We start from the raw sequence: 19,683 nt of genomic DNA, 5'->3' as shown, positions 1-19,683 counted from the left end.
TAGCTCGAGGTGAGGGGTGGTGGAGGGAAAGCCCGGTTTACCCACGACCGGGGAGTGAAAACTTCTGGCGGAAAATGGCCGGCCTCGCGCTGGGCGAGATCGGCATCAGCTGAACAAGGTGGCGCGTCAGGCGATATGGCGGCGGAACATGGCGAGCGCCAGCGACAGGGTGACGCCGGCGATGGCGAGCAGCGGCCAGAGCAGGGGCCAGGCGGCCGACCAGTCGAACCCCTTGAGGAAGACCCCCTTGAGCAGCACGATGAAGTGGGTGAGGGGGTCGATGGCCGCCAGCCACTGGAACACCTGCGGCATATTCTCCACCGGCGAGATGTAGCCCGAGAGGATCACCGCCGGTACGGTGAAGGAGAAGACCCCGAGAAAGGCCTGCTGCTGGGTCGAGCAGAACGACGAGATGAAGAGCCCGATCCCGGCCAGTGCCAGCCCGTAGCAGACCATGCCCGCCATCAGCAGGCTGAGGCTGCCGGCAAAGGGAAGGTGAAAGACAAAACGGGCGGCCAGCGCGACTATGCACCCTTGTCCCACCGCCACCATGATGCCGGGCACCGCCTTGCCCGCCATGATCCAGCCTGCGGTGAGGGGCGAGACCAGCAGCTGATCGAAGGTGCCCTCTTCCCGCTCCCGCGCGACCGAGAGGGCGGTGACAATCAGACAGCCGGTGGTGGTGATGATGGCCACCAGCGCCGGCAGGATATGCCAGTGGAACTCGACGTTGGGGTTGTAGAGGTTGCGTACTGCCAGCTCGGGTTGCCCCTTGCCCTCACTTTGCCAGCGAGCGATCACCTGACTGATGTAGCCCGCCGCTACCTGACCGCCGTTGGAGCGGCGTCCGTCGATAATCAGCTGCACCTTGGCCGGTTCGCCCCGCGCCAATCGGCGCGAAAAATCCCCCGGAATAATCAGCCCGAGCAGCGCCTGCTGCCCGGTGATGGCCTCGGTCATGCCCGCCTCGCCCTGCACCGGAATGATGGTGGTGAAGGCGGGCATATGGGTGAGGCGCTCCAGCAGCTCGCGGCTCTGGGCGCCGCCATCCTGGTTGTAGATGGCCAGCGTGTTGCCGGTCACCTCCAGAGTGGCGGCGAACGGGAAGAGGGCGGTTTGCAGCAGCACCGGCATGATGAGCAGAAAGCGCCCCTGAGTATTGCCCATCAGGGCCTGCAGCTCTTTTCGGATCAGCCACCAGAGTCGGATCAGCATGGGTTACTCCAGAGTGCGCCGCGTCTTGCGGGCGGTCAGGGCTAGCCAGAAACCGGCCAGCAGCAGCAGACAGAAACCGTTGACCAGCAGGATCGAGAAGACGCTGCCCGCCTGATAGAGGGTCTGCAAGGAGCTGGCGAAGTAGCGGGCCGGAATGAGGTGGGTGATGGCTCGCAGCAGCGGCGGCATGCTGGCGATCTCGAACACGAAGCCCGACAGCATCACCGCGGGCAGAAACGCGGCGATCAGCGCTGCCTGCGCGGCGTTGAACTGGCTGCGCATCACGGTGGAGAGGAACAGCCCGAGCCCGAGGGCGCTGCCGAGAAAGACGCTGGTGACCAGAAAGAGCAGCAGCAGGGAGCCGCGCCACGGCACGCCCATCACCGCCACCGAGAAGAGCAGGCAGAGCAGCATGGCGATGATGCCAAGGCCATAGTAGGGCAGCAGCTTGGAGAGCAGCAGCTCTCCCTTGGTGACCGGAGTGGCGAGCAGCGCCTCCATGGTGCCGCGCTCCCACTCCCGCGCCACCACCAGCGAGGTGAGCAGGGCGCCTATGATGGTCATCACCACCGCAATGGAGCCCGGCACCAGAAAGTTGCGGCTCACCAGCGCTGGGTTGAACCAGGCGCGGCTCTCTATCGACACCGGCATAGCGACCCCCCTCGCCAGCAAGCCACCCCTGCCAGATCCCCTGCACATAGTTGGTGACGAAGTTGGCGGTGTTGGGCTCGGAGCCATCGGTCAGCAGCAGCGCCTGCGGCGTGCCACTGCCCTGACCGGCCAGCGCGCGGGAGAAGCCGTCATCGATCACCAGCAGGCCGCGGATCTCGCCACGGGCCAGACTGGCGAGCAGGGACTCCTTGCTCGGGCCGCTGTGGATCTCCAGCGCGGTTGAGCCGCGCAGGGCCTGCTCCAGCCGCACCGCCGGGGCGCCGCTATCGGTACGCCAGATGCCGAGGCGCAGGTGGTCCACATCCAGATTGATGGCGTAACCCATCACCACCAGCAGTACCACCGGCATGATGAAGGCGATGAGGATGCTGCTCGGGTCACGGACGATTTGCAGCGTCTCCTTGCGGCAGAGGGCCAGCAGTCGCCGACGGTTGATGCTCATGCGTCCTCCTCGCTGGCCCGCTCGACCAGGGTGATAAAGGCCTCTTCCATTGTTGGCAAAGAACAGGTCGGCAAGGAGCCGGTTGGCAAAGAGGTCGCCGCCTCTTTGGCGGCCAGCCCCTTGAGATCGTCCGGAGTGCCGAGCGCCAGCAGCTTGCCGCGATAGATGAGGGCGATGCGGTCGCAATACTCCGCCTCGTCCATAAAGTGGGTGGTGACCAGCACTGTGACGCAGTGGTCGGCCAGCGCGTTGATGTGCGACCAGAACTCGCGCCGGGTCACCGGATCGACCCCGGAGGTGGGCTCGTCGAGGAACAGCAGCGGCGGCTCGTGCAGCAGGGCGCAGGCCAGCGATAAGCGCTGGCGCAGGCCGAGGGGCAGGGATTCCGCCTTCTGATCGAGCCAGGGGGCGAGGGCAAAGGCAGTCACCATGGCGTCGATCCGCGTCTGCTGGTGGCGGCCGAACAGGCCGTAGATACCGGCGAAGAAGGAGAGGTTCTGGGCCACGGTGAGCTGCTTGTAGAGGGAGAACTTCTGCGCCATGTAGCCGAGGCGCTGGCGCGCCGCCGACGGGCTGTGGGCCAGATCGATGCCGGTCACCAGCGCCTGTCCCTCGCTCGGGCGCAGCAGGCCGCACTCCATCTTGAAGGTGGTGGACTTGCCCGCCCCGTTGGGGCCGAGCAGGCCGAAGATCTCGCCGCGGCGCACCGCAAAGCTGACATCATCGGTGGCGGCGAAATCGCCGAAGCGTTTGGTGAGGTGGCGCGCCTCGATCACCGCCTCGGGGGAGACCCCCTGCGGCAGTTCGGCTTCCCGCATCCCGGCTGCCAGACTCGACTCCCCGCCGGGGCCGCCGCCGAGCAGGTCGATAAAGGCATCCTCCAGCCGGGGCTGGGCCGGTTGAAAAGCGCCGTTGGCGAGATGCAGCTCCGCCAGCGGTGGGGGCGTCATGCCCGGGTGCAGCAGCAGGCGAACCCGCTCCCCCGCCACCGCGCCATCCATCACTGCGGGGTGCGCCAGAGCCCGGCGCAGCAGGGCGCGCCGCTCGCGGCCATCCAGTTGCCCCGCCTCCAGCAGCCAGCAGCGGCTGGCCATGGCCCCCATCAGATCGGCCGGTGTGCCGCTGGTGCGCACCTCGCCATCCGCCATCAGCAGCACGTGGTCGCACAGCTCCGCCTCATCGAGATAGGCGGTGCTCCAGAGCACCGTCATCCCTCCCTTGGCCAGCTCGCGTACCATCTGCCAGAGGGCGCGGCGGGAGATGGGATCTACCCCGACCCCCGGTTCGTCGAGCAGCAGCACATCCGGGGTGCCGAGCAGGGCGCAGGCCAACCCGAGCTTCTGTTTCATCCCGCCAGAGAGCTTGCCCGCAGGCCGCGCGGTGAAGCGGGCGAGGTCGGTGAAGGCGAGCAGCCGCGCGAAGGTGGGCGTGCGTTCGGGCTCCAGTACACCGCGCAAGTCAGCGTAGAGGGTGAGGTTCTCCAGCACGCTGAGATCCTCGTAGAGGCCGAACTGCTGTGGCATGTAGCCGAGGCGCTGGCGCAGCAGATCCCCCTCGCTCACCGGGTCCAGCCCCAGCACCCGGATGGTGCCCGCTTCCGGGATCAGCAGACCGGCCAGCAGGCGCAGCAAAGTGCTCTTGCCCGCGCCGTCGGGGCCGACCAGCCCGGTGATGCCACCAGCCGGAATGGTGGCCGAGATGGCGTTGAGGGCGACCCGCTCGCCAAAGCGTTTGGTGAGCCCCTCGAGGGAGATGGCGCAGCTCATGGCGCCAGCCTGACGGTGACCGGCATCCCTTGGCGCAGGGCCGGGTCGGGATCCTGCACCACGATGCGCAGCCGGTAGACGAGGTGAGTGCGCAAGTCAGGCGTCTCCACCGATTTCGGGGTGAACTCGGCGGTCGGCGAGACAAAGCCCACCACCCCGTGATAGGGCTGATCAGGCCGCGAGTCGGTGGTGAGGGTCACTTTGGCGCCGCTCGGGAAGTGGCCGAGCCAGGGCTCCTCCACATAGGCGCGCACCCAGACCGGCGCGGTCAGGGAGAGGTTGAAGGCGGTCGCTCCGCTCTGCACCATGCTGCCATTCTCGATGGCGCGGCTGATGATGATGCCGTCGCTGGGGGCGGTCAGGTTGGCATCTGCCAGCGCCAGTTCGGCACTGGCGAGCGCCGCTTTGGCCCCTTCCAGCTGGGCATCGGACTGGGCGATTTCCTCCGGGCGGTAGCCGGTTTCGAGCTGGGCGAGCTGCTCGCGGGCGGAGCGCACTTGTGCCTGGGTCTGATCCCGCTGGGAGCGGGCGGTATCGAGCTGACCGCGGGAGATGGCGCCGGTGGCTGCCAATGCGCTCTGGCGGCGCCACTGCTGGTCGGCTTCCAGTGCAGCGGCTTCGGCGGCGGCCAGTGCGGCCCGGGCGCGGTCGGTCTCTTCGCTGCGATAGCCTTTGTGGATCAAGGCGTTGGCGGCAGTGAGCGCGGCCAGATTGGCGCGGGCGCTGTCGCGGCTGTGGGTGAGGGGCGCCGGATCCAGGCGGGCCAGCAGTTGACCGGCTTTTACCCTATCCCCCTCATCGACCAGCACCTGATCGACGCGGCCGCCGACCCGAAAGGCCAGATTGACGTCGCGAATATCGACGTTGCCGTAGAGGATGGAGCCGTCAGCCGGGCGCCCCTGCCACCAGAGGTAGCCGCCGATAACGGTTAGCAGCAGGGCCACGATTGCAATGCGTTGTTTCATGCCGCTTCTCCTTCTTTGATGCCGGTGGAGCGCAGGCCGCGCAGGGCCCATCCCAGCCGCTGTCTGGCGGCCTCGGGGCTGTCTATCTGGCTGAGAAAGGGTGCTGCCTGTTCAGGCAGCCAGCCGAGCTGACGACCGCTGCCGGCGATCACCAGCGGCAGGCCGACCGACCCCATGATGAAGATCATCAGCTGGAGCGGGTGACCCGCGACCAGCGACCCTTCCGCCTGTGCCATCCGTACCTGCTCGATCAGCAGCAGGGGATGACGGCGCGGCAGGCTGAGCAGAAAGCGCTGGGCCGCCCCTTCACCTGCCAGCGCATCGCCAAACAGGTGGTTGATAAAGCCGCGCTGGCGCGCCACCAGCCCGATCAGCGCCTCCATGGTGGCCTCGAACATGGCGATGGCAGAGGGGTAGGAGCCTTTGGCTGCCACCGATTTGAGCTCGTCATAGAGGGGGCGTACCAGAGCTCGACCAGCTCGTCGATAAAGGCGTCGCGGTTGCCGAAGTGGTAGACGAAGGAGCCGAGGTTCACCTCGGCCGCCGCCGCCAGCTCGCGCACCGTCAGGCCGCGTAGCCCCTTCTCGGTGGCGATGGCGAGGCCGGTATCGAGCAGTTTCTGACGGGTGGGATTCATCTTTCTGGTTCCTGCTGCACAGATTTTGATCTGATTTATACGTATGTATAAATCAGCCACCGAGAATAGGAAAGATCTTTTTTTGAGCAGATTTCAGCGGGGATGAAAAAACGGCGGGCGTTGGCAAGGGGAAGTTTGGAAACGGCTTGGGATTGAACGGGTTGCCGCAGGTCTGGGCCCGAATCCGGGCAGATGACGGAGGCGGTGGAGAAATAAAAACGCCTCCACAGGGGAGGCGTTTTCAGGTCTATTGCTCGCTCTTACAGAATAAAGCGGCTCAGATCCTCGTCTTCAATCAGCTTGCCGAGGTGGACGTTGACGTAGTCGGTGTTGATGACGAAGGTCTCGCCGGACTTCTCGGAGGCATCAAAAGAGATATCTTCCATCAGGCGTTCCATCACGGTGTGCAGACGGCGGGCACCGATGTTCTCGGTACGCTCGTTGACCTGCCAGGCCGCTTCGGCCAGACGGCGGATGCCATCCTTGGTGAACTCGATCTTGACCCCTTCGGTGGCCATCAGCGCCTGGTACTGATCGGTAAGCGAGGCGTTCGGCTCGGTCAGGATGCGCTCGAAGTCATCGGTGGTCAGCGCGGTCAGCTCGACGCGGATCGGCAGGCGGCCCTGCAGCTCGGGGATGAGGTCGGACGGCTTGGCGATCTGGAAGGCGCCGGAGGCGACAAACAGGATGTGGTCGGTCTTGACCATGCCGTGCTTGGTGTTGACGGTGCAGCCCTCGACCAGTGGCAGCAGGTCGCGCTGAACCCCTTCACGGGAGACATCGGGGCCCGAGCTCTCGCCGCGCTTGCAGATCTTGTCGATCTCGTCGAGGAAGACGATGCCGTTGTTCTCGACCGCGGCGATCGCTTTCTGCTTCAGCTCTTCCGGATTGACCAGGCGGGCCGCTTCCTCTTCGATCAGCGCCTTCATGGCCTCTTTGACCTTGATCTTGCGCTTCTTCTTCTGGTTCTGGCCCAGGTTCTGGAACAGCCCCTGCAACTGGTTGGCCATCTCTTCCATGCCCGGCGGGGTCATGATTTCGACGCCCATCGGGGAGGCGGCGAGCTCCAGCTCGATCTCCTTGTCATCCAGCTGACCTTCCCGCAGTTTCTTGCGGAAGATCTGGCGGGTGTTGGAGTTGTCGGCTTTCTCTTCCTCACCCCAACTGTTGCGCGGGTTGGGCAGCAGGGCGTCGAGGATGCGCTCTTCGGCGGCTTCCTCGGCGCGGTATTTCATCTTCTCCATCTCGGTTTCGCGCACCAGCTTGATGGCGGCATCTGTCAGATCGCGGATGATGCTGTCCACTTCCTTGCCGACATAGCCCACTTCGGTGAACTTGGTCGCTTCCACCTTGATGAAGGGGGCGTTGGCCAGCTTGGCCAGACGACGGGCGATCTCGGTCTTGCCGACGCCGGTCGGGCCGATCATCAGGATGTTTTTCGGGGTCACTTCATGGCGCATCTCTTCATCGAGTTGCATCCGGCGCCAGCGGTTGCGCAGGGCGACGGCGACCGCGCGCTTGGCGTCGGCCTGGCCGATGATGTGACGATCCAGCTCGTGGACGATTTCTCTCGGGGTCATCTCGGACATGATGGCGTTCCTGTATCCGGGGCGGGCAGGGCCCACCCCTTGGAAAATGGGGGGTCTGGCAAGACGGCCTTATTTGGCGGCCCTATTTCGCCGACTTATTTAGCTGAATAATCCAGCACTTCGATGGTGTGGTTGCCGTTGGTGAACACACAGATGTCGCCCGCAATCTTGAGGGACTTCTCGACGATGCTCTTGGCGTCGAGCTCGGTGTTCTCCAGCAGGGCGATGGCGGCGGACTGGGCAAAGTTGCCGCCGCTGCCGATGGCGATGAGATCGTGCTCCGGCTGCACCACGTCACCGTTGCCGGTGATGATGAAGGATTTGTGCTCGTCGGCGACGGCCAGCAGGGCCTCGAGGCGGCGCAGGGCGCGATCGGTGCGCCAGTCCTTGGCCAGCGCCACAGCGGCGCGCTCCAGGTTGCCCTGATGGGCCTGCAGTTTGGCTTCGAAGCGCTCGAGCAGGGTGAAGGCGTCGGCGGTGCCGCCGGCGAAACCAGCCAGTACCTTGCCGTTGTAGAGGCGATGAACCTTGCGGGCATTGCCCTTCATGACGGTGTTGCCAAGGGAAACCTGGCCATCGCCACCGATGACGACCTGACCGTTGCGGCGAACTGAAACTATGGTAGTCACTTTACTTACCTCGCTTGAGCCGAATGACGGCCTGACTGTGCATGGCAAGAAAGATGGGGATGGCAAACCGGCTTTTCAAGCCTGCGGTTTGGCGAGACAAACGGGGTGGGAGAGGATCGGTGGCAAGTGGCACCAAAAGAAACAGGGCCGGGTGTTGCCACCCGGCCCTGTGGTATGCATGCGGCGATCAGCCCTTCTTGGGGATGCAGCCGCTGATGCCGGAGCCCTGCAGCTTGCGGTTGGCCGCATCAGCCGCCGCCTTGCCGCTGAAGGGACCGACCATCACTTTGTAGACGGCACCACCGGCCCCGTTGACCACCTGCAGGCTGGAAGAGAGCCCGGCGGTGAAGGCGATGCGCGCCTTGAGCGATTCGGCGGAATCCTGCGAGCGCAGCGCGGCGCACTGCATCATGTAGCGTTCGTTGTCGGCCGTCGCGGGCGGGGTGGCCGCCTTGACCTTGGCGGCCTCGGCCCGCTCCAGTTCCAGTTCGGCACGCAGCTCCCGCTCCATCCGGTCCCGTTCGGCCTTGCGGTCGATCACCTGCTCCTGGGCACTGGCCACCGGTGCGCCGGTCGCCGGCTTGGCCGGTTGTACCGGTTGCGGCTTGTAGGGCTGCACCTGACCGATGGGGGTGCCCGGCTGGGGAATGTCGGTCGGCACCGGTTGCGGCAGCTTCTCCGGCTGCAGGGTCATGGTTTCCGCCGGCGGTGGTGGCAGCACGCCCGGCTGGGGCGGTGGCTCGGTGATATCGACCTGCTTGTTCTCCAGCCGTTCGATATAGCTCCACTTCTCCTGCGGCAGACCGTTGTTCTGTGCCTTGGGCTTGTTGGCTTTCACCTGCTCTTCGATGGTCGGGGCATCATGGCCCTTGCCATTGATCATGTAGAGGAAGCCGCCAAAGCCAGCCAGCAGCGCCCCGGCCAGCAGGGCCGGGATAACAGGAAAGCGGCGAGGTGCCGCTTTCTTGGTGTTGCGACCACCCGCCCGACGTCGCGGGCGGCTGCCGACATAATCCCGGGTCGCCATCTATTACATGCGCTCCAGGGTGTGGATGCCCAATACGCCCAGACCCAGCTTGAGGACCTTGGCGGTGGCGGCGCACAGCAGCAGGCGGCTCTGACGGGTCGCTTCGTCGACGCCATCCTTGTTGATCGGGCAGGCTTCGTAGAAGGTCATGAAGTTGCCGGACAGCTCGTACAGATAGGTACAGAGCAGGTGCGGCATGCCCTTGTCCGCCACGCCGTTGACCGCGTCGGAGAACTGGATCAGCTTCTGGGCCAGCACCTCTTCCGCTTCCTCGTTCAGGATCACATGACCGCTCAGGGTATCGGCATCGACGCCGGCCTTGCGGAAGATGGACTGGATACGGGTATAGGCGTACTGCAGGTACGGCGCCGTGTTGCCTTCAAAGGAGAGCATCAGGTCCCAGTCGAAGATGTAGTCGGTGGTACGGTTCTTGGAGAGATCCGCATACTTGACCGCACCCATGGCGATGGCGTGCACCACCTGGGCCTTCTCTTCGGCGGAGAGGTCGCTGTTGCGGCTCTCCAGCAGGGCGCTGGCGCGCTCTTCGGCTTCGTTCAGCAGTTCGACCAGCTTGACGGTACCGCCGGAACGGGTCTTGTAGGGACGGCCGTCCTTGCCCAGCATCATGCCGAAGGCGTGGTGCTCGAGCGGTACGGATTCCGGCACATAGCCCGCCTTGCGGGTGATGGTCCAGGCCTGCATCAGGTGCTGGTGCTGACGGGAGTCGATGAAGTACATCACCCGGTCGGCGCCCAGGGTTTCGTAACGATATTTGGCACAGGCGATGTCGGTGGTAGTGTAGAGGAAGCCGCCATCGCTCTTCTGGATGATGACGCCCATGGGCTCGCCATCCTTGTTCTTGTACTCGTCCAGGAAGACGACGGTGGCGCCTTCGCTCTCGACCGCCAGGCCGCGCGCTTTCAGATCGGCCACGATCTCCGGCAGCATGTCGTTGTACATGGACTCGCCCATGATGTCCTTGTTGGTCAGGGAGACATTCAGGCGGTCGTAGTTGCGCTGGTTCTGCTCCATGGTCATGTCGACCAGCTTCTTCCACATGGTGCGGCAGTACTCATCGCCGCCCTGGAGCTTGACCACGTAGTTGCGCGCGCGCTCGGCGAAGGCTTCGTCTTCGTCGTAGTGACGCTTGGCCTGGGTGTAGAAGGCTTCCAGATCGCGCAGCTCCATGTCGGAGGCGTGCTCGTTGGCCATCTTCTCCAGATAGGCGATCAGCATGCCGAACTGGGTACCCCAGTCGCCGATGTGGTTGGCACGCACCACCTTGTGGCCGAGGAACTCCAGCGCACGGGCGGCCACGTCACCGAGGACGGTGGAGCGGATGTGGTGCACCGCCATCTCCTTGGCCACGTTGGGGGCGGAGTAGTCCACCACCACGGTCTGCGGCGCCGGCAGCTTCACGTTGGCGTTGGCAGAGGCGACCATGGCCTCCACCTGGCCGGCCAGCCAGCTCGGGTCGAAGAAGAAGTTGATGAAGCCGGGGCCGGCGATCTCGACCTTGGCGATCAGATCGGAGGCGGGCAGGTGCTCGATGATGGCAGCGGCCAGCTCACGGGGATTCTTGCGGGCCGGTTTGGCCAGCAGCATGGCCAGGTTGGTGGCCAGGTCGCCGTGAGCCTTCTCCTTGCATCGGTCTACTTGCACGCGGGCTTCCAGGTCCGCCGGCAGGACGCCCGCAGACTTCAGATTGGCTACCGTTTGTTCAAGTAGATGATGAATATGCTCTTTCATAACTGACCACCAAGGTTGCGCGTCGAAAAATGACTGATATATAAGGGCGTGAATTTTACCCGCATCGGCCCGAGAAAACTATAGGGACGGCCCGCCGGAGTTGGATGGGCGGATATTTCACTGCATTTGGCACCGTAATCCAGAATATTGGACGGAAATTGTGGTGCTTATCCATTTCTACTGCATATCGAAGCGGCTTGTCCAGGCTATTTTCCCCTGATTGTTAAGGGGTTTTTTATTCCAACTCGTTCTGAATGATCTGCCCCGTCGGTACGGTCGTATCAACAGGTACCTTTTACCGAGGAATCTGTCGATGAAACTGGCGCTGTTTCCCCTCTCGGCCCATCTGCTGCCCGGTGGCATCATGCCGCTGCGCATCTTCGAGCCCAGATACCAGCGCATGATCGCCCAGGCGGGAGATCAGGGCTTTGCCCTCTGCATGCTGGATCCCCGCCAGCCCGATGCGCTGCGCAACATGTATCCCATCGCCACCCGGGTGCGGATCGTCGACTTCGATCAACTGCCGGATGGCCTGCTCGGCATCACGGTGCTCGGCATGGAGCGGGTCAGGATCACCGATCTGTGGCAGGAGGCAGACGGCTTGCGGATCGGGGAGGTGGAGCAATTGCCCCCCTGGTGCACCGGCCGGCTCAATGCCGACCAGCACTCGCTGGCCAGGGCGCTGCAGGAGGTGTTCGAAGACTACCCGGAATACGCGGCCCTCTATCGCAACCCCGACTGGGGCGATGCCAGCTGGGTGGCCCAGCGCTGGCTGGAGGTGCTGCCGATCCCGGTGGAGCAGAAGCAGTGGCTGGTGGCGGCGGAAGACAACCAGCCGGCGCTCTCCCTGCTGAGCGGGTTACTGGTCGCCAGCCACTGAGCCCTCTTTGATACGGCACCGGTGATCCTTTTGCCGCGGCGCACGTATTGGTACTCATCACCCTCTTCAAGGTACGGCGCCATGGCATATACTGGCCAATCACAACCGACTCCGCACAGGATATCGCCCCCTATGGATGACCCCGCCGGCGATCTGAAATCCCTGCTGGTGCGGGTGGCCGAGCATGGCGACAAGGCCGCCTTCGCCACCCTGTTCCAGCACTTTGCCCCGCGCATCCGTAGCTACGGGCTGCGCCACCTCGGCAGCGAGGCCAACGCCATGGAACTGGTGCAGGAGACCATGCTGCTGGTGTGGCAGAAGGCCCGGCTCTATCACCCCGACAAGGGGGCTGCCACCACCTGGATCTACACCGTGATGCGCAATCAGGGCTTCGACATGCTGCGCCGACGCCGCGCCAGCAAAGAAGAACTCTGTGCCGAAGAGCTGTGGCCCATGCTGGAGTTCAGGGCGGAAGAGGAGCACCTGAGCGGCGGCGAAGACGCCGTGCTGACCCGCCAGATGGCCCATTACGTGGGCACCCTGCCGGAACCGCAGCAGCAGGTGGTGCGCGGCATCTACCTGCAGGAGCTCTCCCAACAGGAGCTGGCAGACCGGCTCGGTGTGCCGCTCGGCACCATCAAATCCCGCCTCAGACTGGCATTACAAAAATTGAAGGAACAAGTGGAGCAAGGCCATGATTAAAGCCCATCCCGTTCAGGCCATGTTGCGCGCCTTTGCCGCCGACGAACTGCCCCTGCCGCTGGCCGTCGGCGTTTCCGCTCACTGCGAGCTCTGCCCCGATTGCGCTGCCCGGCTGCGGGCCTGCGAAGAGGAGCTGGCCCGGCAATACCTGGCGCCCACCGAAGAGTGCGAGCCCTTGCCGGCGGCGTTCGATGCCATGCTGGCCGGCATCCTGCAGCAGCCGGTGGCCAGTGCGGCCGCATTGAGTCAGTCGGCGGCGGCACAGCCCGAGCTGCAGGTGGCGGGCCAGTCGTACCGGTTGCCGCGGGTGCTGGCTCGTCACCACGCCCCCAGCTGGCGTCACATCGGCGCCATCCGGCAGGTGAGCCTGCCGCTCGACGAGCAGGGGGCCCGCGCCAGCCTGCTGCACATCGAGGCGGGCGGCCGCATCCCGGAGCACACCCACAAGGGTTATGAGCTGACTCTGCTGCTGGCAGGCACCATCGAAGATGGCGACACCCGCTATCAGGCCGGGGACTTCATCTGGCGCGATGCCAGCCACGCCCACAGTCCGCACACCCCGGATGGCTGCCTCTGCTACACGGTGCAGGATGCGCCGGTACAGTTCACCAAGGGGTTGTCGCGACTACTCAACGGCATCAGCCATCGCCTCTACTGAGCCATGGCGGCAATAAAAAAGGGACCTTTGAGGTCCCTTTTTGCATGGTGTCGCGGCCGGATCAGGCGACGAACACCAGATAGACGGCGAAGGCTACCACGAAGCGGTAGATGGCGAACGGAATGAAGTCGAGGCGACGGATCAGCGCCAGGAAGGTCTTGATGGCGATCATGGCCACCACGAAGGCGGTGATGAAGCCCACCGCGAACATGGGGAAGTCGGCCATGGAGAGCAGATCCCGGCTCTTGTAGAGATCCAGTCCGCTGGCCGCCACCATCATGGGCACCGCCAGGATGAAGGAGAACTCGGCCGCCGCCTGGCGGCTGATCCCCATCAGCATGCCGCCGCTGATGGTGGCACCGGAGCGGGAGAAACCGGGCCAGAGCGCCAGACACTGGAACAGACCGATACCGAGCGCCTGCTTGTAGCTGATGTCGTCCAGGGTTTCGGAGCGCACCGCCGGGCGGAACTTCTCGGCGATGATCAGCAGGATGCCGCCGGCCACCAGGGCGTACATCACGGTTTGCGGGCCGAACAGATTAGCCTTGATCCAGCTGTGGATGGCGAGGCCGATGATCACGGCGGGCAGCATGCCGAGGATGATGTGCACCAGCGAGAGGGTGGCGTGTCCCTGCGCCGGTTTCTGGCCGAAGTGGATGCCGATCAGGCCAAACAGGCGGCGCCAGAACACGGCGACCACCGCCAGGATGGAGCCCATCTGGATCACCACTTCGAAGGTGGCAGCCTTGGGGCCGTCGAAGCCAAGCAGGTGGCCGACGATGATCATGTGGCCGGTGGAGGAGACGGGGAGGAACTCGGTCAGGCCCTCCACAATGCCCAGCACGAAGGCGACAAACAGGGCGTAAGACTCTGTCATGTTTCAGATCTCTTGATTATTGGTCCGGATGAAGTCGGCCCCGAGCCGAGCCAGGGGCGACCAATGATGGAGGAAAATCGGGCGGGCAACCAGTGAATATTGTGTTGGTGGCAGGCCCCGCCGGCGGGATCGACGGCGGGGCCATGGGTTTTCGTTCGGGTCAGATTTGTTCGCCGTCGGCCTCGGCCCCGATCAGGCGGTGCCCTGGCTGGCCAGGATCCCCTCGATTTGCTGCAGCAGCGCCGCATCCAGCGGGGGCTGGGCCTGGGCTTCCACCGCGCTGACAATCTGCTGCGGGCTGCTGGCCCCAATCAGGGCACAGCTCACCACAGAGTCGCGCAGGACCCACTGCAGCGCCAGCTGCGACAGCGGTTGGCTCCGCTGCTGCGCCAGCGCATGCAGGGCGCGGATGGTGGCCAGCTTTCCGGCGGTGATCTGCTCAGGCTTGAGGAAGGGGCTGGCACTGGCGGCGCGCGAATCCGCTGGAATGCCCGCCAGGTAACGATCGCTCAGCAGCCCGCCGGCCAGCGGGGAGAAGGCGACCACCCCCATGCCGTGCTCGCGGCAGACCGGCAGGGTTTCGGCTTCAATATCGCGCTGGAACAGGGAATATTTGAGCTGATTGACCAGACAGGGGGTGCCCAGCTCCGCCAGCCGGGCGGCGGCCTGCGCGGCGAGCGGGGCCGGGTAGTTGGAGAGGCCGACGTAGAGCGCCTTGCCCTGACGTACCATCAGGGCCAGCGCCTGACAGGTCTCCTCCAGCGGGGTGCGCGGATCTGGCCTGTGGTGATAGAAGATGTCCACGTAGTCGAGACCGAGCCGGCGCAGGCTCTGGTGTAGGCTGGCAAACAGGTATTTGGCGCTGCCGCCATCGCCGTAGGGACCATCCCACATGATGTACCCCGCCTTGCTGGCGATGATGAGCTCGTCTCGATAGGGAGCCAGGCTCCCCTTGAGCAGCTTGCCGAAGGTGAGCTCGGCCGACCCCGGCGGCGGCCCGTAGTTGTTGGCCAGATCGAAGTGGGTGATGCCCAGATCGAACGCCTGGTGCACCATGGCTTTTGCGGTGGCGGGATCGCACTCGGCACCGAAGTTGTGCCAGAGGCCGAGACCGATGCCGGGCAGGCGCAGGCCGTGGCGACCGGCGGGTCGATAGGGCTGGCGCTGATAGCGGTCGGGGGCGGCGAGGTAGTGATCATCCATAACGACTCCTTGCGTGGACTTGTATGCGAGCGGATGTGACGGGTGACCCCGCGCCCTCTTCATCCGCCATGTCGGCGTGGAGAAGATCGCGCGGGGCCAGAGTAGGGCCAGAGTGCCGCGAAACGGTGACGCCGCCTCGGCCTCGCCTGGGGTAGTCAGCACAGGCTTGGCGGAGGGCGCCGGGTCAGCCGGCGGCGATAAAGCGATAACGGGTCTGGTGACGATAGGTCTGCCCCGGCAACAGCCAGGGATCCCCCAGCTCGGGCCGGTTGGGGCTGTCCGGCAACTGCTGGGCCTCCAGACAGAAGCCGGCGTGATCCTGATGGAGTTGGCCATCGCGTGCTGGCGTATTGGCCAGCCAGTTGCCGGTGTAGAACTGCAGCGAGGGCTGGTTGGTGTAGACCTCCATGGCCAGCTGACGATCCCCCGAGACCACCCGCGCCGCCCACTCGGCGCTCGGCCCGTTGAGCACGAAGGCGTGGTCATACCCCTTGGCCTGTTGCTGCTGAGGGTGGCTCAGCCAATCTTGTCCGATAAGGCGTTCGTGGCGCAGATCGAACGGCCCCTCCACCGGTGCGAGCGCGAGCGGCAGCCCGCTTTGGTCGGTCGGCAGAAAACGGTCGGCATTGAGGCGGATGAGGTGGTCGCGCACATCGCCGCCGGCGGCTTGTCCATCGAGATTGAAGTAGGTGTGGCTGGTGAGGCTGACCGGGGTCGCGGCATCCGTGCTGGCGACGAAATCCACCACCAGATCGCACTGTTCCAGCCGGTACTCCAGCGTGACCCGCAGGTTGCCGGGAAAGCCCTGCTCCCCCGCTCGGGAGAGCAGGGTCAGTCTGACCTGGTCCGCCTCCCGCTCCTTGATCTGCCAGTGCTGGCGATGAAACCCCGCCCGCCCGCCGTGCAGGCAGTGGGGCGGCTGGTTGGCATCCAGCGGCCAGCGCTGGCCGTCGCGCAGCAGCTCGGCGTTGCCGATGCGGTTGGCAAAGCGCCCCGCCACCGCCCCCAGCCACACCTGCTGGGCGGGGTATGCCTCATCGGCGCAGCCCAGCAGCACTTCGCGGCGCCCGCCCGCCACCGGCAGGGTGAGGGAGGTGAGGGTGGCGCCGAAATCGAGGCCACGCAGGCGCAGCCCCTCCTCGTTTTCCAGCTCGAACGGGATCATGGCATCGCTCATATTCTGCCTGCACCTGTGTTGCCGATCCGGCAGACGTCGCCGTCGGCCTGCATCATCAATGGGCTCATAGTTTTCCCGCCCCTGCGCTGGCGCGGCAGACGTAGCTGTCGGCCTTGAGGCCGAAGCGGGCCGGGTACTCGGCATCGACCGCGGCGATCACCTCGGCCACCTTGTCGGGGTGCAGCAGGGCGACCACGCAGCCACCGAAGCCGCCGCCGGTCATCCGCACGCCGCCCTCGGTGCCGATCCTGGCCTTGATGATCTCCACCAGACCATCGATGGCAGGCACGGTAATTTCGAAGTCATCGCGCATGGCGGCGTGGGAGTCGGCCATCAGCTCGCCGAGGCGCACCAGATCCCCTTGCGCCAACGCATCGGCGGCGGCCAGGGTGCGGCTGTTGTCGCCCACCACGTGACGGGCACGGCGGTAGCAGACCTCATCCAGCCCGGCCTTGCCCGCTTCCAGCGCCGCCAGATCCAGATCGCGCAGCGCCTTGACCCCGTAGTGACGGGCGGCCGCTTCGCACTGCTGGCGGCGGGTGTTGTATTCGCTGTCCACCAGGCCGCGGCGCACGTTGGAGTTGACGATCAGCACCGCCAGATCGGTGGGCATGGGGATGAGTCGGGTCTCCAGCGAGCGGCAGTCGAGCAGCAGGGCGTGATCCTGTTTGCCGCTGGCGGAGATCATCTGGTCCATGATGCCGCAGTTGCAGCCGACGAACTGGTTCTCCGCCTGCTGGCCGTTGAGGGCAATTTCGGCCTGCGTAATGGCGAGCCCCAGCGCCTCCTTGAAGGCCTGGCCGATGGCCACCTCCAGCGAGGCGGAAGAGGAGAGGCCGGCCCCCTGCGGCACGTTGCCGGAGACCACCAGATTGAGGCCGCGCAGCGGATAGCCCCGCTCCTGCAGGTACTTCACCACCCCGCGGATGTAGTCGCTCCAGCGCTGGTCTGCATGGTGGCCGATGGGCTGGTCGAGATCGAACAGGTCGCGCTGGTTGCCGTAGTCGGCGGCGATCACGTGCACCAGGCTGTCATCGCGCAGGCCGATGGCGACGCAGGTCTCGTAGTCGATGGCGCAGGGCAGCACGAAGCCGTCGTTGTAGTCGGTGTGCTCGCCGATGAGGTTGACGCGGCCGGGGGCCCGTACCAGCAGGTCGGGTTGCTGCTCAAACTGCTCGGCAAACACGGCGCTGACGCGCTGGCTCGGGGTCATAGGGCCTCCTCGTTGGCCTGATTGGTCTGGTTGTAATGAATGGGGGAAAGCGCGCGCAGCCGTTCCGCGGCTTGTTCCGGGGTAAGGTCACGCTGGGTCTCGGCCAGCATCTCGAAGCCCACCATGAATTTGCGCACCGTGGCGGAGCGCAGCAGCGGCGGATAGAAGTGGGCGTGCAGTTGCCACACCTCTGGGCAGTCGGAGCGGGGCGGGGCAAAGTGCCAGCCCATGGAGTAGGGGAAGCTGCACTCGAACAGGTTGTCGTAGCGGCTGGTGAGCTCCTTGAGCGCGATGGCCAGATCCTGTTGCAGCTCGGGAGTGAGGTCGAGCAGAGAGGGAACGTGGCGCTTGGGCAGCAGCAGGGTCTCGAACGGCCAGGCCGCCCAGAAGGGAACTACCGCCAGCCAGTGGGCGGTCTCCACCACGATGCGGGAGCGATCTTGCAGCTCCCGCTCCACGTAGTCGACCAGCAGCGGGCGGCCGTGCTCCGCCAGCCAGTCGCGCTGGTGCTGCTCTTCGCGGGCTATTTCATTGGGCAGGAAGTCGCTGCCCCACAGCTGACCGTGGGGATGAGGGTTGGAGCAGCCCATGACGGCGCCCTTGTTTTCAAACACCTGCACCCACTCCCACTGGGCTGACAGCTCGGCTACCTGCTCCATCCAGGTGGTGATCACCTGCTCGATGGCAGGCAGGGGCAGTTCGGGCAGGGTCTTGCCGTGATCCGGCGAGAAGCAGATGACCCGGCTGGTGCCACGGGCGGCTTCCAGCTTGAGCAGGGGATCCTGCTGGCCGCTGGCGGCCGGGGTGTCCTGCATCAGGGCGGCGAAGTCGTTGGTAAAGACGAAGGTATCCCGATAGTCGGGATTCTGGTCGCCGGTGACGCGCTTGTTGCCGGCACAGAGGAAGCAGTCGGGGTCATGGGCCTGGCTCGGCGCCTGGCTCACCTTCTCGACCTGGCCCTGCCAGGGGCGCTTGGCCCTGTGGGGGGAGACCAGCACGTATTGGCCGGTCAGCGGGTTGAAACGACGGTGGGGGTGATCAACCGGGTTGAACATCATCACTCCTCAAGCTCAATAAAAGGAATTGCGGGCAGTGATGAGGGCGGGCGCGCCTCTCATCTGTGGCCCCTCTCCCGCGACGGGAGAAGGGAGCAAAACGGACATCATGCCTCGTACCCCTGGGGGTTGGCGGATTGCCAGCGCCAGCTGTCGGCACACATGGCGGCCAGATCCCGCCGGGCTCGCCAGCCCAGCTCGCGCTCGGCCTTGGCGGGATCGGCCCAGCATTCGGCGATGTCGCCGGGACGTCTTGGTTCGATGCGATAGGGCAAGGGGCGGCCGCTGGCCGCCTCGAACGCCGCGACCATCTGCAGCACGCTCTGGCCCTGGCCCGTGCCCAGGTTGTAGACGTGTACACCACCCTTGCTGGCGCAGTGCTGCAACGCCTTGACGTGCCCCTCGGCGAGATCCATCACGTGGATGTAGTCGCGCACACCGGTGCCGTCGACGGTGGGGTAATCGTTACCAAAGATGGAAAGGCAGTCGCGCCGGCCGATGGCGACCTGGGTCAAAAACGGCATGAGGTTGTTGGGGATCCCCTGGGGATCTTCCCCCATGGTGCCCGACTCGTGGGCGCCGACCGGGTTGAAGTAGCGCAGCAGGGTCATGCTCCAGTGCGGCTCGGCCCGTTGCAGATCCTCGAGGATCTCTTCGATGATCAGCTTGGAGCGGCCGTAGGGGTTGGTGGCGCTGCGCGGGAAATCCTCCCGGATGGGGGTGCTGGCCGGGTCGCCGTAGACGGTGGCCGACGAGCTGAACACCAGGTTATGGGCGCCAGCCCGCTGCATCGCCTGCAGCAATACCAGGGTGCCGCTCAGGTTGTTCTCGTAGTATGCGAGGGGGAGGCGGGTGGACTCGCCGACCGCCTTGAGGGCGGCGAAGTGGATCACTGCGTCGATCCGTTGCTCGCTGAAGATACGATCCAGCAGGGCCGGGTCACGGATGTCCCCCTGATAGAAGCGGGGCTCGCGCCCGCTGATGGCGGCGATGCGAGCCAGTACGCCCGCCTTGCTGTTGCAGAGGTTGTCCACCACCACGGGCTCCATGCCAGCCGCTTGCAGTGCCAGGCAGGTGTGGCTGCCGATGTAGCCGCAGCCGCCGGTGACCAGTACTTTCATCCTCATCTCCACGCTGAAAAAAGCCTGTGAAGGAGTCTAGCCGAGGGGCCGGCGGGCAAACTGTGAACTGGCTAACAAATATGTGTAAACGATTACACTTGTTTTG

20 protein-coding genes are annotated in these 19,683 nt (G+C 65.1%); 4 read left to right on the top strand and 16 right to left on the bottom strand.

The features are described 5' to 3' along the window. Positions 1–126 precede the first annotated feature (126 nt). Positions 127–1,215 (bottom strand): ABC transporter permease, encoded by a 1,089-nt coding sequence (locus ACPDZI_RS20785; RefSeq protein ID WP_005355575.1) that lies wholly within the window; start codon positions 1,213–1,215, stop codon positions 127–129. Between the two features lie 3 nt (positions 1,216–1,218). Then, positions 1,219–1,866 (bottom strand): ABC transporter permease, encoded by a 648-nt coding sequence (locus ACPDZI_RS20780; RefSeq protein ID WP_438833719.1) that lies wholly within the window; start codon positions 1,864–1,866, stop codon positions 1,219–1,221. Between ACPDZI_RS20780 and ACPDZI_RS20775 the strand changes: the two genes are divergently transcribed. Next, a complete protein-coding gene (locus ACPDZI_RS20775) occupies positions 1,832–2,110 on the top strand; it encodes a hypothetical protein (RefSeq protein ID WP_438833718.1) in 279 nt (92 codons plus the stop codon). The two genes, ACPDZI_RS20780 and ACPDZI_RS20775, sit on opposite strands and share 35 nt — an antisense overlap. A gap of 215 nt (positions 2,111–2,325) precedes the next feature. Here the strand turns inward: ACPDZI_RS20775 and ACPDZI_RS20770 are convergent, their stop codons facing one another. The 8 genes from ACPDZI_RS20770 to argS all read right to left on the bottom strand — a co-directional run bounded on the left by ACPDZI_RS20770 (position 2,326) and on the right by argS (position 10,691). Continuing rightward, entirely contained in the window at positions 2,326–4,095 is a 1,770-nt protein-coding gene (locus ACPDZI_RS20770; protein ID WP_438833717.1) for an ATP-binding cassette domain-containing protein, read from the bottom strand. After that, positions 4,092–5,060 (bottom strand): secretion protein HlyD, encoded by a 969-nt coding sequence (gene hlyD / locus ACPDZI_RS20765; RefSeq protein WP_029304940.1) that lies wholly within the window; start codon positions 5,058–5,060, stop codon positions 4,092–4,094. The genes ACPDZI_RS20770 and hlyD overlap by 4 nt, the downstream gene beginning before the upstream one ends. After that, the gene (locus tag ACPDZI_RS20760) at positions 5,057–5,494 is read right to left on the bottom strand and encodes a hypothetical protein (protein WP_438833716.1); all 438 of its coding nucleotides are present in this window, start codon (positions 5,492–5,494) and stop codon (positions 5,057–5,059) included. Before ACPDZI_RS20760 ends, hlyD begins: the two co-directional genes overlap by 4 nt. Next, on the bottom strand, positions 5,431–5,697 hold the full coding sequence (locus tag ACPDZI_RS20755; RefSeq protein ID WP_438833715.1) for a TetR/AcrR family transcriptional regulator: 267 nt from the start codon (positions 5,695–5,697) through the stop codon (positions 5,431–5,433). The genes ACPDZI_RS20760 and ACPDZI_RS20755 overlap by 64 nt, the downstream gene beginning before the upstream one ends. Positions 5,698–5,957: 260 nt before the next feature. Beyond that, the gene (gene hslU, locus ACPDZI_RS20750; protein WP_438833714.1) at positions 5,958–7,286 is read right to left on the bottom strand and encodes an HslU--HslV peptidase ATPase subunit; all 1,329 of its coding nucleotides are present in this window, start codon (positions 7,284–7,286) and stop codon (positions 5,958–5,960) included. Between the two features lie 95 nt (positions 7,287–7,381). Next, complete coding sequence (gene hslV, locus ACPDZI_RS20745; protein WP_005306539.1) at positions 7,382–7,915, bottom strand: ATP-dependent protease subunit HslV; 534 nt, start codon at positions 7,913–7,915, stop codon at positions 7,382–7,384. A 187-nt stretch (positions 7,916–8,102) separates the two neighbouring features. Continuing rightward, entirely contained in the window at positions 8,103–8,942 is an 840-nt protein-coding gene (locus tag ACPDZI_RS20740) for an SPOR domain-containing protein (RefSeq protein WP_438833713.1), read from the bottom strand. A gap of 3 nt (positions 8,943–8,945) precedes the next feature. Then, positions 8,946–10,691: an arginine--tRNA ligase gene (gene argS, locus ACPDZI_RS20735; RefSeq protein ID WP_024945163.1), complete on the bottom strand. Its 1,746-nt coding sequence runs from the start codon at positions 10,689–10,691 to the stop codon at positions 8,946–8,948. Positions 10,692–11,004: 313 nt separating this feature from the next. Here argS and ACPDZI_RS20730 point away from each other — a divergent pair, with 313 nt between their 5' ends. The 3 genes from ACPDZI_RS20730 (at position 11,005) to ACPDZI_RS20720 (ending at position 12,931) form a co-directional block, all read left to right on the top strand. Beyond that, positions 11,005–11,571 (top strand): LON peptidase substrate-binding domain-containing protein, encoded by a 567-nt coding sequence (locus tag ACPDZI_RS20730; protein WP_438833712.1) that lies wholly within the window; start codon positions 11,005–11,007, stop codon positions 11,569–11,571. 132 nt (positions 11,572–11,703) lie between these two features. Further along, the gene (locus ACPDZI_RS20725) at positions 11,704–12,273 is read left to right on the top strand and encodes a sigma-70 family RNA polymerase sigma factor (RefSeq protein WP_016352315.1); all 570 of its coding nucleotides are present in this window, start codon (positions 11,704–11,706) and stop codon (positions 12,271–12,273) included. Beyond that, positions 12,266–12,931 (top strand): ChrR family anti-sigma-E factor, encoded by a 666-nt coding sequence (locus ACPDZI_RS20720; RefSeq protein WP_139389693.1) that lies wholly within the window; start codon positions 12,266–12,268, stop codon positions 12,929–12,931. The genes ACPDZI_RS20725 and ACPDZI_RS20720 overlap by 8 nt, the downstream gene beginning before the upstream one ends. Before the next feature lie 61 nt (positions 12,932–12,992). On the opposite strand, the gene bacA is transcribed toward ACPDZI_RS20720, so the two are convergent. The 6 genes from bacA to galE all read right to left on the bottom strand — a co-directional run bounded on the left by bacA (position 12,993) and on the right by galE (position 19,577). Next, a complete protein-coding gene (gene bacA / locus ACPDZI_RS20715; protein WP_016352313.1) occupies positions 12,993–13,808 on the bottom strand; it encodes an undecaprenyl-diphosphate phosphatase in 816 nt (271 codons plus the stop codon). A gap of 192 nt (positions 13,809–14,000) precedes the next feature. After that, on the bottom strand, positions 14,001–15,011 hold the full coding sequence (locus ACPDZI_RS20710) for an aldo/keto reductase (RefSeq protein WP_438833711.1): 1,011 nt from the start codon (positions 15,009–15,011) through the stop codon (positions 14,001–14,003). A gap of 184 nt (positions 15,012–15,195) precedes the next feature. Next, positions 15,196–16,188 (bottom strand): galactose-1-epimerase, encoded by a 993-nt coding sequence (galM, locus tag ACPDZI_RS20705; RefSeq protein WP_438833710.1) that lies wholly within the window; start codon positions 16,186–16,188, stop codon positions 15,196–15,198. A gap of 64 nt (positions 16,189–16,252) precedes the next feature. Further along, positions 16,253–17,401 (bottom strand): galactokinase, encoded by a 1,149-nt coding sequence (gene galK / locus ACPDZI_RS20700; protein WP_011707767.1) that lies wholly within the window; start codon positions 17,399–17,401, stop codon positions 16,253–16,255. Beyond that, a complete protein-coding gene (locus ACPDZI_RS20695) occupies positions 17,398–18,456 on the bottom strand; it encodes a UDP-glucose--hexose-1-phosphate uridylyltransferase (RefSeq protein WP_438833709.1) in 1,059 nt (352 codons plus the stop codon). Before ACPDZI_RS20695 ends, galK begins: the two co-directional genes overlap by 4 nt. A gap of 107 nt (positions 18,457–18,563) precedes the next feature. Beyond that, complete coding sequence (galE, locus tag ACPDZI_RS20690; protein ID WP_438833708.1) at positions 18,564–19,577, bottom strand: UDP-glucose 4-epimerase GalE; 1,014 nt, start codon at positions 19,575–19,577, stop codon at positions 18,564–18,566. Positions 19,578–19,683 lie beyond the last annotated feature (106 nt).

Source organism: Aeromonas oralensis (genome assembly GCF_049665575.1).
Taxonomy (GTDB): domain Bacteria; phylum Pseudomonadota; class Gammaproteobacteria; order Enterobacterales; family Aeromonadaceae; genus Aeromonas; species Aeromonas hydrophila.
The sequence above is the reverse complement of the archived record's forward strand: the minus strand, read 5'-3'. Positions and strand labels throughout refer to the sequence as shown.